19 protein-coding genes are annotated in these 17,063 nt (G+C 39.5%); 6 read left to right on the plus strand and 13 right to left on the minus strand.

Going from position 1 to position 17,063, the window contains the following annotated elements:
* Positions 1–20: 20 nt before the first annotated feature.
* The 5 genes from HDC33_RS10790 to helD all read right to left on the minus strand — a co-directional run bounded on the left by HDC33_RS10790 (position 21) and on the right by helD (position 5,312).
* Positions 21–743 (minus strand): amino acid ABC transporter ATP-binding protein, encoded by a 723-nt coding sequence (locus HDC33_RS10790; RefSeq protein ID WP_179392430.1) that lies wholly within the window; start codon positions 741–743, stop codon positions 21–23.
* Positions 744–759: 16 nt separating this feature from the next.
* Complete coding sequence (locus HDC33_RS10795; protein WP_179392431.1) at positions 760–1,470, minus strand: amino acid ABC transporter permease; 711 nt, start codon at positions 1,468–1,470, stop codon at positions 760–762.
* Positions 1,471–1,521: 51 nt separating this feature from the next.
* Positions 1,522–2,334: a basic amino acid ABC transporter substrate-binding protein gene (locus HDC33_RS10800; RefSeq protein WP_179392432.1), complete on the minus strand. Its 813-nt coding sequence runs from the start codon at positions 2,332–2,334 to the stop codon at positions 1,522–1,524.
* A gap of 269 nt (positions 2,335–2,603) precedes the next feature.
* A complete protein-coding gene (locus tag HDC33_RS10805) occupies positions 2,604–2,915 on the minus strand; it encodes a GNAT family N-acetyltransferase (RefSeq protein WP_255457339.1) in 312 nt (103 codons plus the stop codon).
* Positions 2,916–3,077: 162 nt separating this feature from the next.
* Positions 3,078–5,312, minus strand: coding sequence for an RNA polymerase recycling motor HelD (gene helD / locus HDC33_RS10810; protein WP_179392433.1), 2,235 nt, complete (start codon positions 5,310–5,312; stop codon positions 3,078–3,080).
* A gap of 1,121 nt (positions 5,313–6,433) precedes the next feature.
* On the opposite strand from helD, the gene HDC33_RS10815 reads away from it, so the two are divergent.
* A complete protein-coding gene (locus tag HDC33_RS10815; RefSeq protein ID WP_179392434.1) occupies positions 6,434–6,625 on the plus strand; it encodes a hypothetical protein in 192 nt (63 codons plus the stop codon).
* 30 nt (positions 6,626–6,655) lie between these two features.
* Positions 6,656–6,880, plus strand: coding sequence for a DUF5342 family protein (locus HDC33_RS10820; protein ID WP_179392435.1), 225 nt, complete (start codon positions 6,656–6,658; stop codon positions 6,878–6,880).
* Between the two features lie 78 nt (positions 6,881–6,958).
* Here HDC33_RS10820 and HDC33_RS10825 read toward each other — a convergent pair whose 3' ends face one another.
* Positions 6,959–7,642, minus strand: a complete 684-nt coding sequence (locus HDC33_RS10825; protein ID WP_179392436.1) for a GNAT family N-acetyltransferase — start codon at positions 7,640–7,642, stop codon at positions 6,959–6,961.
* On the minus strand, positions 7,639–8,751 hold the full coding sequence (locus HDC33_RS10830) for a mandelate racemase/muconate lactonizing enzyme family protein (protein WP_179392437.1): 1,113 nt from the start codon (positions 8,749–8,751) through the stop codon (positions 7,639–7,641). The genes HDC33_RS10825 and HDC33_RS10830 overlap by 4 nt, the downstream gene beginning before the upstream one ends.
* Positions 8,752–8,835: 84 nt before the next feature.
* On the opposite strand from HDC33_RS10830, the gene HDC33_RS10835 reads away from it, so the two are divergent.
* Entirely contained in the window at positions 8,836–10,086 is a 1,251-nt protein-coding gene (locus HDC33_RS10835) for an HTH domain-containing protein (RefSeq protein WP_179392438.1), read from the plus strand.
* 46 nt (positions 10,087–10,132) lie between these two features.
* Here the strand turns inward: HDC33_RS10835 and nhaC are convergent, their stop codons facing one another.
* Entirely contained in the window at positions 10,133–11,587 is a 1,455-nt protein-coding gene (nhaC, locus tag HDC33_RS10840) for a Na+/H+ antiporter NhaC (RefSeq protein ID WP_179392439.1), read from the minus strand.
* A 227-nt stretch (positions 11,588–11,814) separates the two neighbouring features.
* Here nhaC and HDC33_RS10845 point away from each other — a divergent pair, with 227 nt between their 5' ends.
* The 3 genes from HDC33_RS10845 to HDC33_RS10855 all read left to right on the plus strand — a co-directional run bounded on the left by HDC33_RS10845 (position 11,815) and on the right by HDC33_RS10855 (position 13,743).
* The gene (locus tag HDC33_RS10845; protein ID WP_179392440.1) at positions 11,815–12,051 is read left to right on the plus strand and encodes a YkuS family protein; all 237 of its coding nucleotides are present in this window, start codon (positions 11,815–11,817) and stop codon (positions 12,049–12,051) included.
* Positions 12,052–12,215: 164 nt separating this feature from the next.
* On the plus strand, positions 12,216–12,932 hold the full coding sequence (locus HDC33_RS10850) for a 3-ketoacyl-ACP reductase (protein ID WP_179392441.1): 717 nt from the start codon (positions 12,216–12,218) through the stop codon (positions 12,930–12,932).
* A gap of 328 nt (positions 12,933–13,260) precedes the next feature.
* Positions 13,261–13,743: a DUF2798 domain-containing protein gene (locus HDC33_RS10855; protein WP_179392442.1), complete on the plus strand. Its 483-nt coding sequence runs from the start codon at positions 13,261–13,263 to the stop codon at positions 13,741–13,743.
* Positions 13,744–13,951: 208 nt separating this feature from the next.
* On the opposite strand, the gene HDC33_RS10860 is transcribed toward HDC33_RS10855, so the two are convergent.
* The 5 genes from HDC33_RS10860 to HDC33_RS10880 form a co-directional block, all read right to left on the minus strand.
* Positions 13,952–14,419 (minus strand): VOC family protein, encoded by a 468-nt coding sequence (locus tag HDC33_RS10860; protein ID WP_179392443.1) that lies wholly within the window; start codon positions 14,417–14,419, stop codon positions 13,952–13,954.
* Between the two features lie 220 nt (positions 14,420–14,639).
* Complete coding sequence (locus tag HDC33_RS10865; protein ID WP_179392444.1) at positions 14,640–15,206, minus strand: DUF4256 domain-containing protein; 567 nt, start codon at positions 15,204–15,206, stop codon at positions 14,640–14,642.
* 250 nt (positions 15,207–15,456) lie between these two features.
* On the minus strand, positions 15,457–15,645 hold the full coding sequence (locus tag HDC33_RS10870; protein WP_179392445.1) for a hypothetical protein: 189 nt from the start codon (positions 15,643–15,645) through the stop codon (positions 15,457–15,459).
* A gap of 179 nt (positions 15,646–15,824) precedes the next feature.
* A complete protein-coding gene (locus tag HDC33_RS10875; protein WP_370457436.1) occupies positions 15,825–16,046 on the minus strand; it encodes a DUF6366 family protein in 222 nt (73 codons plus the stop codon).
* 375 nt (positions 16,047–16,421) lie between these two features.
* Positions 16,422–16,973, minus strand: a complete 552-nt coding sequence (locus HDC33_RS10880) for a DUF420 domain-containing protein (RefSeq protein WP_179392447.1) — start codon at positions 16,971–16,973, stop codon at positions 16,422–16,424.
* Positions 16,974–17,063: the final 90 nt, after the last annotated feature.

A 17,063-nucleotide genomic window follows, 5' to 3' on the forward strand; every position in this document is an offset into this window, starting at 1 on the left:
GTCGGTAAGATTAGCCTAAACTATAGTACTTTACTTAAAAATGCTTTTGTCCGTTCATTTTTCGGTTCATTAAACACCTGAGCAGGTGTTCCTTCTTCGACAATAATACCTTGGTCCATGAATAATACCCGATCTCCCATCTCTCTTGCAAAACCCATTTCATGTGTGACGACGACCATTGTCATTCCTTCAACGGCAAGCTGTTTCATGACATCCAGCACTTCCTTCACCATTTCGGGATCGAGGGCTGATGTGGGTTCGTCGAACAGCATGACTTTTGGCTGCATTGCAAGTGCTCTTGCAATCGCAACCCGTTGCATTTGTCCGCCGGAAAGTTGTTCAGGATATGAATTTGCCTTATCGCCAAGACCAACTTTTTTAAGCAACTGATGAGCCAGTTTTTCCGCTTCTCCAGGATTCATTTTCCTAATTTTCCTCGGTGAAATAGTTATATTATCTAATACCTTCATATGCGGGAATAGGTTAAACTGTTGAAACACCATTCCCACATCTTTCCGGATTTCATTGATATCCGTTTTTGGGTCATTTACTTTTACGCCGTCAATAAAGACATCGCCAGCTGTGATATCTTCCAATAAGTTAATACAGCGTAAAAATGTGCTTTTCCCAGAACCGCTTGGACCGATAACACAAATGACTTCCTTTTCCTTCACTTCATAATCGATTCCCTTTAAAACGTCTAATTCTCCAAATGATTTATAAAGGCCTTGTACTTTAATCACCTGATCACCTTCCTACTTAACGCCGACTTGAAAACATTTTCTTTCTTTGGGTGGGAACATAACTATTACTGAACCGATTTTCCACATACGAAATAATTTTCCCGAAGACAAAAGTTAGGCATAAGTAAAGAATTGCAACCGTAAGATAGGGCTCCCAAAACCTGAAACTAGCACCTGCAACTACTTTCCCTGCATACAATAAATCATTTGCAGCGATGACCGTCACCAATGACGAATCTTTTAGAAGCGCAATCAGTTCATTCCCAAGCGGTGGAACCATCCTTCTAAAAGCCTGCGGCAGAATAATATTTTTCATCGCTACATTTTGTGTCATTCCAAGTGACCTTGCCGCTTCCATCTGTCCTTTTTCAATCGACTGAATGCCGGCTCGGATAATTTCCGCATTGTATGCAGCACTATTTAAAACGAGCGCCAATGCACCGGATACAAAATATCCTAAAGAATGACCGAAGATTCCTGGAATAAGCGCTAAGTGAATTAATAATATTTGAACTAATAATGGCGTCCCGCGAAAGAAGTCGACATAATATTTTGAAGGATAATAAATCCACTTTTTCTTGGACAATTTCCCCATACCAACGAATAATCCTAATACAAATCCTCCCAAATAGCCGACAGCGGTGAGTGCTAAAGTAATTCCTATCCCGCGAATGAACAATTCACGATAGTTCCAAATCATATCCAATCGAAAATCCAGGAAATCCAATTCAATCACTCCCATTTAAGGACTGGTATATGCGTTTTTTATATAAAACGATTACTCAACATCAAATCCCGTGATTTCCTTCAATTTCCCGTTTTCTTTAATTATCTTAATGCCTTCATTCAACATATCTAGAATTTCCGTATTTCCTTTTTTAACCATCAATCCATAATACTCTTTTTCGAAACTATCATCTTCTATTGTTTTCAATTTCACATTAGGATTGTTAGCCTTGTAATCGATAATGACTGCATTATCGCCTACAGATGCATCAGCATTGCCGTTGGTCATTTCACTGATTGCTAGCGGCATCGATTCTGTTGCAACGATTTTAGAACTTGTATTACCTAGAAGTTCCTTAGTTACGATATGACCCGTTGTATTGATTTGAACGGATACTCGTTTATCTTTCAATTCTTCAAACTTGGTAACTGTTGAATCTTCCGGTACTAGAATCAGTTGATTTGCAACGAAATATGGATCTGAAAAATCAAATGATTCCTTCCGTTCATCCGTAATCGTGATGGATGACACGGCAAAGTCCACTTCTCCACCACTTACAGCCGGGAATAGGGGCTCCCAACCATAGTTTTTAAATTCAACTTCGAAACCTCCCGCTTCTGCAATCGCTTTCACTATGTCAATATCAATCCCAATGATATTTCCTTTCTCATCCATTAACTCCATTGGTGCATACGTTGCGTCCGTGCCAACGATTAATAATCTTTTTTCGCTGTCACCTTCACCGCCGCTTTCTCCGTCTTTTGCTGAACCGGATTCCTTCGTGTCAGTTCCGCAAGCAAACAAAAGCATACTTACACTCAACAACAGTAGTCCTAATGAAAAAATGCGCAAACTTTTTTTCATTTTCATTCCCCCTTTATGATTTTTATTTCTAGCAACAGAGAGAGTTTTCGGACTTATCCGAAAACTCAAGTTGGTATTTTTATTATATACGAGTCCCCCTTCCTATACAATAGAAAAAATAGCCGCTATTAGAGGGACGATATCAATGGATATATCAATGAGGTATGGTGAAAAGTCCATGCTTAACACCAATTACCCCATTTCTTTCTCATAAAATGCAACTGTCATTCTTTCATTAATTTTAGTAAGTTTACCCGTCATGATATAACCTAATTTTTCATACAGCCGACAATTTTTTCTTCTAAAATCGTTTCCAGTTCCCAAACTAAACCGTCTTCATACATTCTCTCGACTGTTTGCATCATTGCTTTCGCAATCCCTTTCCCTTGGTATTCAGGGAGTATGAATAGTGGGGAAACCCTATATCGTCTATTCTTTTTCCTTACAATACGTATCGCACCTATCTTGATGGAGTTATAAACGATAAAATAATAATCTGTTTGGATTTGATGGAGACGATCTATCGTTCGCTGAATATTTTCGCTCGCTGGACTGGTCTCAAAATCTTGATACTTCTCCAAAAGCGACTTAAATGCTTGCATCTGCAGGGAATGGATTAATGCAGCATCCTCAACAAAAGCCTTCTTAAATGACTAATCGCTCCAAAACAGTGCACCCGCCTCTTTATTATAGTAGGCATTTTCTGACAACCACAGATGAAATACTTAACCTACAAGAACAATTCAGATTAGTTTCTGATTTGTAGTGGTGACTGTCACCCCAACAATATGCAGTTCATGCATTGGTCTTGTCATTGCTACGTATAGTAACTTCCGGTCGATTGGATGGTTACGAAATGGTTCGTTGAAGGTTGCTATAATGACCGCATCGAATTCCAGCCCCTTCGCCAAATGACTTGGAATGATAAGCAGACACTTATCGCTGATGCCGGATTGTTCACCCAGCAATTGAATCGGCATCCCGAACTTCTCCAGATGAATATGAATCTTCTCCGCATCTTTCCGTGTTTTGCAGATTAGTGCTACTGATTGATGTCCGCGTTTGATAATGCCTTCATAGATATTTTTAATTCTAGCACTATCAAACTCGGGCATATCGTAGAATTGAGGTTCCCTCCCATGGCGTACGACCGGTTCTACAAGCGGCAGATCTTCTTCCATCCGAGTAAGTACTTGATTGGCCAAATTCATTATTTCAATTGTCGTCCGATAGCTTTTTTGGAGTGTCGTGTATGTTGCACGGGGGAACAGTTCTTTAACAGGTTCCCACGACGTTAATGACCTATAGCTGTGAATTCCTTGGGCCAGATCTCCGACCATCGTAAACATATCCGTCTCGAGTCCTTCTTGTAATGAAGCGAGCTGAAATTCACTATAATCCTGAACTTCATCAATGAAGACAACCCTCATCTTCCAGTTATCTGCAACACCTTTCAGCAAGGCATGCAAATAATAAATGGCCGCTAAATCTTCAACTTCCCAGACTTCTTTTTTATGTGCATCAAAAAAAGCATTCTTTTCATTGTCGGACCAGTCGTGTACGAGCTCTTTTTGCAGTTCCTTGCTTGCCAGCCAATCCCGGTACAGCTTTTTCACATTGAATTTTTTGAATCTGCGCATGTAGACCGTTACGGTCGTCTTCCCTTCTTTTTCAATGATGGGAAGCCTTTCGTCGCGTTCTTCCAAAATTCTCGTCAATTTCGCTTTTCTTTTTTCTTCATCCCGGATTCCATACAGTGCCTTATCAAGTGCAGCATCATACTTTGTCGTTAGCATCGTCATGAGTTGTTTCCTTTTACGCTTAACGTCACTATCAACGATGATTTTAATTCGCTCTAGTCTTTTTTCGACCGGCAAATAGGCAAAGTCTTTTAGAAAGAGCTGTTTCAATCGGGAAGCCTTCATAATCCGATACTTTTCAATGAAGACATCTTGAAACAGGTCCGCCATATCAAGTTCCAGCTTCTTTACATAACGGCGCATGATTTCCCTGTATTGAAGTGAACCCTTCACACGTGTCACAAATAGCAAACCCGTTTCTAGCGTTTCAGATTCGGTCAACTGTTCCAACTTTGCATCCGGATCTGTCAATTTCAGTTTCAGCCCCGTCGCATTCAGTACATATTCCGTATAAGTCGTTTGACAAATACGCCCTACACCAAGTTCAGGCAGTACATCCGCGATATAATCCATGAATAACTTACTAGGTGCTAAAATCATCAGTTTATCGGATGGAAAGTTTTCACCCAACGTATAAAGGAAATAAGATATTCGATGGAGAGCGATTGTCGTCTTGCCACTCCCTGCGGCCCCTTGGACAATAATAGGCTGTTTTAAGTTTGCGCGAATGATGGCATTCTGTTCAGCTTGGATTGTCGACACAATTTCGGTCAGCCTAGTGTCCGCCTTGCCGGCTAGTGCTTCCTGAAGCAGTTCGTCGTTAGTCGTCAGGTCGACATCGCGAATATCAAGAAGCTCCCCCTCCTCAATCCGATACTGCCGTTTAGAATACAGATGTCCTTCAAATTCTTCATCCCGCACTTTATAAGACAGATTACCAAGCCTGCCGTCGTAATATACATTTGCGACAGGAGAGCGCCAGTCGACGATAATAGGTTCCTGCGTTTCACGATGGAATAAAGAGGTTTTACCGATATAAAGCAGCTCATCCGCCTCATCTTCCTTTTGAAAATGAATGCGGGCGAAATAAGGTTTTTGCTGAATAGCTTCCAGCCCTTCTTTTTGCGAGCGGGCCATTTCAAAAAAGCGGGTGTTGGTCAATATGTTGATGTAGCTTAAACTGGAGTCCAAGTAATCCAAGTCGGCTATTGACTGGCGGATCTGATCTTGAGAGGATTTCACGTCACTAAGAGATTCCTCTAAAAGTTTTTGCATGTATTCTTTTGTGTAATCAAGGCGCTGTATTTCAAATTCGAAATCAGGATGTTTCTGCATCATACAGGTCCTCCACTTTACGTATTTGCGTCCCTTAGTTTCTATAAATATAAAATCAGGAAATTTTGAACAGTATTCCATAATATCACTGTTAGCATCTCAGCGCAATCCATATTCTCAATATTACAAAACTATTCAAGGTGGGCACTATAAAACTAAAGACTTTTCATTAAATATGTACTTACAGTTTCCACCACTACCTAATTAAATTGACGTATTGAATATGATGTAAAACTAAGTGTGGCAACTGAAAAACTCTCCATTCAGGAAGAAAGTTAGATACCCCATAATACACGCTTCGGCGCTTGGGGATGCTTCCCGCTATAAGCCAGACAACTTCGTCGCCAGTCTTATGGCTTCAGCTACCCCAGTAAGACGCCTCCGCTCTTTTTATATACCATATTTAAATTCCCGACTTACATAGATAATACTTTGATTTATAAAGCAAAATCCGGGCATTATATTCGAAGTTACTGAAAAATAACGTTTTAAATTCCATAAGTAACTTTAGATTTAAAAAGACGACATTTCGTTTGATTCTGTACAAAATTGGTGCCTTTCCTGTTAATTATTTTCCTCTGATTCTCCCATTATAAGAGTCCCAAATCTTGTAAGCTTGACCGAGCATAATGCTATCGCACTTTGTTAAAGCTCGCCTGTAATCCGTTTACTCTGGATCAAAGAATTAGGTGACATCAATATTCTTGGGAGAATCCAGCGCAGGCGCCTTTCATGTGGTAGCCGAAGCGTTATTCAATGAAATCTTTACTCCATCATAGCTAGTCGACTATTCCCTTATAAAAATGAACAATCCTCTACTTCTCATCAAACTCTAATCTTTGTCACATTTCCCTCTAACAAAGAAACGTTATTCTATATTAGCAGGGCAGCCAAAACGTTAGTAAAGGAAATCCTTACTTCCACTAAATTAGTCCACAAATTACTTTTGTAAAATGAAATAACCATTTGTTCTCATCAAACTCTAATCTTCGTCACATTTCCCTATAATTTTGAAACGTTATTCTATATATACAGGGCAGGTGGAACATATTACATCAGGCTTGCCGCGAAATAAATTAGCAGCAAAATTATTCTATAAACTATAAAAAACGGAGGCTAAAACCATGTTAACTAAACTTCAAAAAAGAATTCATGGATGGATAACATTACATTTCCAAGGGAAAGATCTTTCATTGCTCTCCCAAAATGCAGTCACTAACTGGTTTAACCCAAATCCATTAAGCAAACATGAAATACAGCAATTACAAAATGATAGAATCAAAGCAAATGCCAAAATGCATAACTTTATATATTAAAATTAATCTTTAAAAACGGAGGCTTTATATATGTTAAATCAATTCCACATCACAAAAGCATTATTCCAGAACCATATTAATGAGCGGTTTTCATTTTCATTGAACTACCAAGGTAATGACTTTCAAGGAATCTATCATGAAGGTGTTATCAACTGGTTCAATCCACACCCACTAAACAAAATGGAAATTCAACAGTTGGGACAAGTTGAATCCACTGTAACTGATAAAATGGAAGAACTCCTCGTATCCATGTAAAGAAACAAACGCACTAAAAACAAGCAGATTGCACGTGGCAATCTGCTTGTCGTATTTTTTGCTTATAATCAATTCAAATCACTTTTCAAAACGAACAACCCACAGGTCATCCAACTTTTCAATTCCCGTGCCAATCCAGCCTTCTAGAAGATACTGTTGTTGTTCCTTTGTATCCTCCATCGCTATATGTCGACTTTTCGTGAATTCATATCCCGTTGCTGATTGTTTTAGGTCTTTCATCAAAATATACCTCAACATGTCTCCGTATTTCATCTTTAATGATACGATTTGCATGCCGTGGGCAAATTTGTCTTTTAAGCTGGCAATGTTGAATGGAGCAACAGTTGTACAGATGTAGCGGAACTTTTCTCCATCCACCGCTCCCATTAATACTTTCCCCAATAATACTTGTAACTTATTTCCCCGGAAATCCGGATCAACATTCGAAATTTCAGAGTAAAGCACTAGCGGCCACTCATTTCTAGGTAACCCTGCATCTATCCCCAGATGCTCTTCATCGATTTCAGGCTCAAGCATGGCCCGGAATGCAATCAATCGTTCATTATAATAAGCACCTATCATTATCCCCTTGCCATTTAAAATGTATAGAAACTCCCCTTCTGTTAATGGTTGCAAAAAGGACTCTGTAGTTAACGTTTCAACTACTTTGCGTTGCAGTGCAAGAATTTCATCGAGTTGATCAACAGTTAATTGAATGATAGTAATTTCTTGCCCATTTTTTAAAATATGCTTTTGTTTCATCCCATCACCTTCTCCGAGAATATAGTAAGTTCTTTGAGCACTTGCTCATCAATTTCAATCCCTAATCCGGGCTTGTCATTCAAGCGGATAAACGGAACATCGTAGTGTAAATCTCCAACGTCTTTACTGAATTTAAGGGGCCCTGTCAATTCAACACTTGTAATAATCTTTTTCGAGAATGCGACATGGAATCCAGCCGCTGACCCAACGGACGACTCGACCATTGAACCGATTTGACACTCAATTCCAGCCATTTCCGCCATATGGGCAAGCTTTGTGGCCGGATAAATACCACCGCATTTCATCAATTTAATGTTCACTTTGTCCGCAGCACGTTTGGCAATGATTTCCCTCATGTCACGCACGCCGCGCAAGCCTTCGTCAATCATCATTGGAGTGGAGGTTTTGGACTTCACTTCCACCATGCCGTCGATATCATCGGCGCGAACCGGCTGTTCTAACCAATCAAGCGAACAATTATCCAGTCTTTGAAGTCCTTGCAGTGTATTGGCACTCGTTTTCCACCCCTGGTTCACATCCACACGAATCGCAATTCCCTCGCCTACACGTTCACGTACTGCTTGAATGCGCAACACATCATCAGCAACATTAGTGCCGACTTTCATTTTCATCGAGCGATAACCTTCAGCCACTTTTTCTTCGGCTTCTTTTGCCATTTCTTCCGGCGCCGCGATGCTTAAAACATGTGTAATCGGAAATTCATCGTGGTATCTTCCTCCAAGAAGATCATAGACAGGGACCCCAAGCGCTTTTCCTACAGCATCATAGCATGCAATATCGATTGCAGCTTTAGCGGTTGGTACTCCGTAAATTTCGGAATCCATCAATTCATGGATGCGTTCCATATTCATCGGATTTTCGCCTATCAGTTTTGGTGCCAGGGTGTTTTTCAAGACTGCAAAGATGCCTTCCCAGCTCTCTCCTGTTACATGCTCGTCCGCTACACTTTCTCCGTAACCGACAATCCCCGTATCAGTTGTGATTTTCACAATGACAGAAGGCATGTAATCGTACGTTGCATAGCTGATGACAAAAGGTTCATATAGTGGCAAGTGAATCGCATGAATTTCAATTTCAGTAATTTTCATAAAGGCAACACCCTTTCTATTGGCAAAGTCTATATTTTATTGTAACATTGTCGTTAAATAGTCGCTAATTAAGGAGGCTTCATTTTGAAAGTTAAAATCGCTGTCATAGGATCGAATGATTTTTGCCGGCGTACAGAACAGCTTGTCGGCAATCGAAAAGACATTGAACTCAATTGCTATCGCTATGATGAACCCAGTGAAGCCCCCAGTTTGATGCAGACACTTACACCAAGTGATGCCATTCTATTTTCAGGTTCACTTCCGTATTTTTATTCAAAGAAGGTGCTGGACGGCCTGTCTATCCCTGCCGTGTATCTGCAACAAGATGAAACAGCTGTTGCCATCACATTACTTAAACTCTCTTCACAAGGGTTGCAGGATTTGAGCCGCATATCCATCGATGTGCGTGAACAATCCAATATTGAACGTGTCTTAAATGATTTGAATCGAAAGATAGAGTTACCTTTCATTCACTTACTGCAAGATGAAGAAATGATAGAAGCAATCACTTCCTATCACCAATCACTCTTTTTACAAGGCAAAACAGATATGGCGATTACAAGTGTCCATGCCGTTTTCGAACAACTGCAACAGCAAAACATTCCTGCGTGTAAAATGATCGATCCTGAAAGCACAATCCTTCGTTGTATAGACCAAGTAAAACAGCAAGCTCTTCTACACAAAAGTCAGTCTGCCCAGATTGCAGTCGGCATTGTACATGCAACTTCACCAACTATCAATATTGAAACGGCCATCACGACAATCTCGTCCATCATGCAGGCCCGCTGGAATGTGAAGGATGAACGATATACTTTATACACATCGATGGGAAACCTCGAATCCGCTTTAAAAAGAAGAGAATTCCTGTCTACTTTCGAGACCCTTGCCAATAAAGCCAAGATGGCATTCGGCTACGGCGAGTCGATTATAGATGCAACTGCCAACGCCAACATTGCACTCGATCTCATACAGCACAATGACGGGCATTCTTTTTACATAGTAGATTCAAATAAAAGATTGTACGGCCCATTTCCGAAATCGTTCGGAATCGTAGAATTGAAGAACATAGAGCCTGAACTCGTTAAGATGGCCGATAAAACGAAACTTAGTCCAGCTAACATTTCAAAATTGATGCATTACAGTCAAACACGTCAAACGAAACAATTTACAGCAAATGATTTGTCGCTGTACTTGGACGTCTCACGAAGAACTGCGGAGCGTACGTTAAAAAAACTTGTTGAATTCGATTATGTGAAAATCGTGGGTGAAGAAATGACGTATCGCCAAGGCAGACCCCGCGCTTTATATGAGTTTAATTTTCACTCTTATCGGTAAAAAAAAGGAAAGTTCACAAACCCGATGTGGACTTTCCATTCTTTCATTATGCCAAATTGACTTCTTTATCCATTCTTTTTTCTTCCAACTCTTCTTCTTCCAGTTTTTCTATTTCCAGTTCCGTCAGCTTAACAATAGAAAAGCCTGTTATTGCATAAAGCATTGAAATGAGCGGAACAGCCAAATTCAATATTGCATACGGACCGTATTGTACGACACTAACGCCCAATGTTCCTAATATGAATACGCCGCACGTATTCCATGGGATGAAAACCGATGTCAGCGTTCCGCCATCCTCAAGTGCACGCGATAAGTTTTTCGAATGTAACCCCATATTCCTATAGGCTCTACTGAACATGCGTGATGGTACAACGATGGAAATGTACTGCTCTGAACAAGATGCATTCGTTAAGAAACAAGCACCGATTGTCGATACGATTAAGGAAGCCGAGGATTTCACGACTTTAAGTAATTGATCCATCATTGCTTGAAGCATTCCCGAGAACTCCAAAATCCCTCCGAATGTCATCGCAACGATCGTCATGGAAACGGTATACATCATCGAATCCAATCCGCCTCTGTTAAATAAATCATCTACCATTACATTACCCGTGGCAATTGTAAAACCGCTCTGCAACGCTTCTAATCCACCAACGAGAGAACCGCCTTGTATAAAGACTTGTGCCAGGAACCCAAGAACAATACCAACAACAAGTGCGGGTATCGCGGGAACTTTCAATGCAACCATTACAATAACAGCCAGCGGTACAATCAAAAGCCACGGCGAAATAAGAAAGCTCTCCTGCAACACTTTTGCTGTTTGTGCAATATCAGCGACTTCAATATTATTTTCTGCAAAGCGTTTTCCTAAATATGCATAGATACCAAGCGCAATAGCCAATCCGGGAATCGTAGTGTAAAACATATGCTTAATATGATCAAACAAATCCGTACCCGTCAATCCTGCTGCCAAGTTAGTTGTATCTGACAATGGTGACATTTTATCCCCAAAATAAGCTCCAGAGATGACTGCTCCCGCAATCATTCCAGCGGGAATCCCCATACTCAAGCCGATTCCCATCCCTGCTACACCGATTGTTCCCATTGTCGACCATGAGCTGCCGATTGCTAAAGAAACAATCGAACAAATTAGACAAATAGTTACGAGGAACCAAGCAGGCGTAATAATTTGCAATCCATAGTAAATCATCGTCGCGACAATTCCGCCGCCCATCCATGCCCCAATAGTCAGCCCGACCAACATAATAATAACAACTGCAGGAAGTGCCAAACGAATTCCCTTATACATCATTTCCTCAATCTCTTTCCAAGTAAAACCAGCCCTCCAAGCAACAATAGCTGCAGTCGACGTTCCAATTATCAACGGTATATGCGGTCCTTGTTCTAATTTAACAACTGTAAAGATCATAACACCAATCATTACAACCAAGGGAACTAGTGCCATCCAAAAGCCTATCTTTCTATCCTGCTGTTGTTTCATTTGTATTCCCCCCAGTTTGAAGTTTTCATAAAATTACTAAATGTCGCTTAATAGTCGTTATTAGATATAATAAGTGCTGCGTGTTACAAAGTCAACATCATTTCATCATTTGTTGTAAGCGGTTTCACCTACATCTGAAAAGGATATGGAAACCGCGAATAGCTTCCAGCTTTCAGGGGAAAGTATTGGAGCAAGTTTCAATTGTGAATGATGGGAGGTAATTAATCGTGGCGAAAATTGCGGTGGAAGAACCATTTAGTGATGTAAAAACAGCATTAGGAGAAAAAGGGCATGAAGTGACGATGTTCGAAACAGGTGAAAATGTTTCAGGATATGACATCGGTGTCGTTAGAACTATCAATGAAGGACATAATGATGAATTCAATTTTCCCGTTGTAAGTATGAAAGGACAGTCAATCGAAGATGTTGTAAATGCTATCGAAAAGAAGCTAAAAGATTTTTAACAATAATAAGTTATGAGTGGCATCCGCTAATGATGCTGCTCATTTTATTGTCTTTGATACTTTCCCCTTGCAAAAGACTCCTTTGAAGTCACCACCGCCACTAATTCAGTCTGCATTTGTTATACTGCTACTTGTAGAGACTATTGATAGAAGGAGTGTCAGTAATGCAAACTATAAAAGGTAAAAACGCCATAATTACTGGAGCAGGCAGAGGAATCGGTCGAGCGACGGCAATCGCCTTTGCTAAAGAAGGTATTAACGTAGGGCTCATCGGAAAAACAGCTGCTAATCTTGAGAAGGTCGCGGAAGAACTTCGTGAATACAATGTTGACGTGACGATGGCCACTGCTGATGTATCGGATAATGAATCCGTCATTGCCGCGGTCGAACATATCAAAGCAGAACTTGGTCCGATTGATATCCTCATAAACAATGCGGGCATCGGTAAATTTGGTAAGTTCCTTGAACTATCACCGGAAGAATTCAAAAATATTATCGATGTCAACTTAATGGGCATCTATTATGTCACTAGAGCGGTTCTGCCGGAAATGATTGAAAGAGAATCAGGCGATATTATTAATATATCTTCAACTGCCGGGCAAAAAGGCGCACCTGTCACTAGCGCATACAGTGCTTCAAAATTCGGCGTTCTCGGACTTACAGAATCACTTATGCTTGAAGTAAGGAAGCATAACATCCGTGTCAGCGCATTAACGCCAAGTACGGTAGCTACAGATTTGGCATTCGAAGAAAACCTAACGGACGGCAATCCTGAAAAAGTAATGCAGCCGGAAGACCTTGCTGAAGTAATGGTTGCCCAGTTGAAACTGCACCCCCGAATCCTTATTAAATCGGCAGGTTTATGGTCGACGAATCCTTAATAGAATTTTATTTATATTTCTTCAAAACAAAAAGGACCTTTTCAGGTCCTTTCAGACTGTAGGCAAACTCCAAAAGTTAAAGCTTTCTTATAATATTATTTTCCCTTTGCCTAACACCTCATATATAGTATACCAACAACTCCAGTCGACTCTTTTTTTAATAAAAGAATTTACTGATAAAAAATAGTATTTTAAACCTCAATCCATCGCCCCCAAAAAACAGTTTAATTTAGGATTGGCTAAAAAAGATTCACAGAAACGTCACTTATGTAAAAAGATCTGGGCATATATAATTACATTTATTCGCTATACGAAAGGATGTTTTTATTTGCCTAGTACTAAAAAAGAAGGCATTATTTTCGGGCTATTCATGTGTTTTGGAATGGTTCTTATTATGTCATCCTACAATACAGCATTACACGGATTTTCATCATTTACAGTGGGGAGTGCAGTGATTCAATTTGTCATAACATTTATCGTCGCTTTTATCGCGGAGTCCTTCGTTGAACCTAATGCGCGTAAAATTGCTTTATCACTGCCTTATGACAAATCGAAAGAAATCAACTTTATTGTGGCAATTGCTTTTTGTATGGTCCCAATAATGGTTCTTATTATGTCAATTTACGGAGTTATTTTAACAGCGTTCATGACAGGAATTGAAGGTTCGATTTTTACGGCTTACCTTAAAACAGTTGGTCTAAACTTTATCGTGGCGCTTCCATCACAGTTACTTATTGTTGGACCAATCTCACGTATGCTATTAGCTAAATACATTAAACCTTCAACACAAAAGCCAGAATTAAACATGTAAAAATAAGCAAGCTACTTATTGGTGGCTTACTTGTTTTATGCACAACTTCCAAATTGAGTTTCAATGGCTTACCCTGTTATTCAACAAAACCTGCCTGTTACTTGAAGAAGAAATTTCACTGCTTCACTAATTCTTGGTTTCAAGTCGTCAGAAGAACGTGATTAATAACCACTTTAATATAATATAGAAAAATAAACTATGCCTTTTATTATTTCATTCTACTTTTAGTCAGCTTCTCCCAATCTTCAAAAGACAGCTTATCTGTAATATGTTTTAATTTATTAGGTACTTCGACATAACACATCAATTCTAAACTGTTACCATCTAGGTCATTGAAATAAACTGAAGCATTGCCTTGATGTGGTCGAATAAATGGCTCAATAGATTTACTACCACCAAATGGCACAACCTCAACTTTAATAGAATCTAACCATTTTAAAGACTCCTTTAAATCCTCATACGAAACTTGAAAAGCAATATGTCGTAAAGAAGGGTGATATGGAGTTTGATACTCATTACCTTCCCACAAACCCAACCAACTTTTTCCTTCTTCAATCCAAAAGAATGCAGTGTCTTCATCACGCCAAGCAAATTTCAAAGCCAATTTCTTATAAAACTCCAATGAATTATCTAAATTCTTTACCGGCAAATGTGCTTCATATATTCCTTTTATCAAGTTCTCACCCCTTTCGTAGACTTGAATATATCTCCGCTTTGGTTTATGGGATAATGCGGGCTTGTTCAACTATCCTGCCCTTAAGTTGAATAAGAAAAAAAGAGCCGTCTATGCAGCTCATTGATCTTTTGCAAATGCCTCCGATAGTTGAAGAATTAAATTAAAGCCTTTTCCCCAGGTGATCCGTTCTCAAATTCAAATTTAGCTGTCTATGCAAAATTTAGACCCTTAGCAAGCCACGGAAGCCCCTTGCAGCATAGTAGGATTCTGCTCCATTGTGGTACACAAAGACAGTGTCGTAGCGACGATCACAAAAGATGGCCCCGCCGAGTTTTCTAATAGCAGCAGGTGTTTGCACCCAGCTCGACGTTTTCATATCGAAATTTTCAAGTTTCTGCAACTCCCGGTATTGTTCTTCCGTTAAAAGTTCAATGCCTATGGCAGTTGCCATATCAATAGCATTATTTTCTGGTTTGTGTTTTTTCCTTGACTCCAGTGCTTCACGGTCGTAACATACACTTCGGCGACCTTTAGGACTTTCTGCAGAACAATCACAAAAAATGTATTCTCCCGTCTTTATATCATGGCCAACAACATCCGGTTCACCGCCAGTTCCTTCCATTTCATTGAGCGACCACAGTTTTTCAGCATTAGCTTCGAGCTTGGCTTGTACTGTAGCCCATTCGAGACCTACATGGCGGTTCATATTTTTCTCAAAACGAGCTTTCAAAGTTTCGAGTAATTCCTCACGTTGTTCTAGTGACAACTCCATATTTCTCTTTGTCATATTAGTTTCCCCCTATTTGTTTTTAGACTTTTATTCCTAGCAACCCATACTTCTGTTATATTCACCAATCGGACCTTCAAATTAAGTTCTGTGGTCTTTTATGATATTGGATGGATTGGTATACATTATTAGTTTGTAATACTTAATTCCAAACATAAAAAATTCACCCTTCACAATTCGACCATTTTATCATCTTTTGTTAAACTAAACTGCCCGTTAGTCGTTGAAGAACAAAAGATTTTTCCTTAATTTAAAACGGTCCATTTTGCTGGTCGTGCCGCGCCATCTCCCGTAGAGAATCGGCATCCGCTGAGTTCTGATTTAAAGACTTTTCCTGTTCTTTTAAATTATATTTCCGTCCAGTCAAAAAATCCACAAGATAGCTGCCTACAATCAAAGTTATCATGGAACCCCAGAAAATCCACATCACCCAATGCATTACATCCCCCCTTTTCACATATACGTAGCGTTTGGCTAAAAGTTACGTTTAATTTACTATTGTAGTAACCAGCCTCGTTAGTAAAAATGCGCCTCTATTGGTTGTAGAAACGCCTCCGTTCGCTGTATAAGGTTATTTAGATAAGTTGTTCTATATGACAGTAGATCTATTAATCAAATTTAAAAAAATAACTTGTAAAGTACATATCCAACTATTAATACAATTATTAATATAACCATGTCTTTCCAACCCATACCACCTGCCAAATCAACTAAATTACCATTTTCAGCTCGATCCAACCCCTCTTTTAATGCGCCTGTTGGATTTCCCTTGAGTTCTTCTTGTCTTACCCTTTCTCTTTTTCCAGCTGGAGTTTCTTGTCGATTATTCAAACCAAACACCCCTTATTACTACTGTACTAAATGGTTTTTGATTTTTTCGTTAATCAAGACTACCCATTTATTCAAGAAGAACATTTACTTATTCTTTACTCCTATGATTCGACTTCATTATTAGGAATACCTTTTTACTTTTTGACAGTAGACCAATCATCGGGGAGCCGAAGCATATTCGAAGGAAATCTTTATTTAACTTATGCAGTTGTGTATGCAAATTGAAAGAGGTTGATTTCTATTCCACACTTTTCAATTTCCTGAAAAACTAATGAAAAAAATCAACACTGTTAAAAGGCAGTGTTGATTCATGTTCTACTATGAAGTTAATTAAAATGTGCATCCATTGTTCATAGTAGAGAACTTATTCTCTACCATTATCACTTAATAATATGGCGAAATGAGGATATACACCAATACACCTGTAAAACTGACGTATAACCAAATTGGCATCGTCCATCTGGCAATTTTCTTATGACGCTCGTTCTCCATATTCCATGCACGGGCAACGCTTGTCAGTGCAAGCGGAACGATGGCTGCCGCAAGAATGATATGTGTAATCAGGATGAAATAATAGAATGCGGCCATAAAGCCTTCTCCGCCATATGGCGTGGATGGCGCTAGATAATGGTATGCAACGTACGTGATTAGAAAAAGAAATGTTGTAGTAAATGCCGCATAAATGAAACGGCGATGAACAGTGATATTCCGTTTAAGAATAGCGATTAGTGCACACGCAAGAAATACAAAAGTAAAGCTGTTCAAAATCGCATTCATCAAAGGCAGGATTGTTATATCGAATGCATCGAAGTCTTTAACTCCCTGCATTCCCGAAAGGACACCAATCGCACCAATCAGTATGACGGAAAGTACAATAATCATTGGTTTATAATTGCGTTTTTTAAAAGTCTTTGCAGAGTTCTCATTACTTTTCATGACAATCAATCACTCCATTATTATTTAGGTAAAACACTACCCTTTAATTGTATAGTAAGAAACGAAGCGGTGCCGCATGAAAAGGCACTT

The sequence above is a fragment of the Sporosarcina sp. JAI121 genome (assembly GCF_013408665.1).
In the GTDB taxonomy this organism is placed as follows: domain Bacteria; phylum Bacillota; class Bacilli; order Bacillales_A; family Planococcaceae; genus Sporosarcina.

Bases quoted from the DNA above. Each gene is read 5' to 3' on its own strand.
- HDC33_RS10800 (WP_179392432.1), bottom strand. From the start codon at position 2,334: ATGAAAAAAAGTTTGCGCATTTTTTCATTAGGACTACTGTTGTTGAGT.
- helD (WP_179392433.1), bottom strand. From the start codon at position 5,312: ATGATGCAGAAACATCCTGATTTCGAATTTGAAATACAGCGCCTTGAT.
- HDC33_RS10815 (WP_179392434.1), top strand. From the start codon at position 6,434: ATGTTAACTAAACTTCAAAAAAGAATTCATGGATGGATAACATTACAT.
- HDC33_RS10820 (WP_179392435.1), top strand. From the start codon at position 6,656: ATGTTAAATCAATTCCACATCACAAAAGCATTATTCCAGAACCATATT.
- HDC33_RS10825 (WP_179392436.1), bottom strand. From the start codon at position 7,642: ATGAAACAAAAGCATATTTTAAAAAATGGGCAAGAAATTACTATCATT.
- HDC33_RS10830 (WP_179392437.1), bottom strand. From the start codon at position 8,751: ATGAAAATTACTGAAATTGAAATTCATGCGATTCACTTGCCACTATAT.
- nhaC (WP_179392439.1), bottom strand. From the start codon at position 11,587: ATGAAACAACAGCAGGATAGAAAGATAGGCTTTTGGATGGCACTAGTT.
- HDC33_RS10850 (WP_179392441.1), top strand. From the start codon at position 12,216: ATGCAAACTATAAAAGGTAAAAACGCCATAATTACTGGAGCAGGCAGA.
- HDC33_RS10865 (WP_179392444.1), bottom strand. From the start codon at position 15,206: ATGACAAAGAGAAATATGGAGTTGTCACTAGAACAACGTGAGGAATTA.
- HDC33_RS10870 (WP_179392445.1), bottom strand. From the start codon at position 15,645: ATGCATTGGGTGATGTGGATTTTCTGGGGTTCCATGATAACTTTGATT.
- HDC33_RS10880 (WP_179392447.1), bottom strand. From the start codon at position 16,973: ATGAAAAGTAATGAGAACTCTGCAAAGACTTTTAAAAAACGCAATTAT.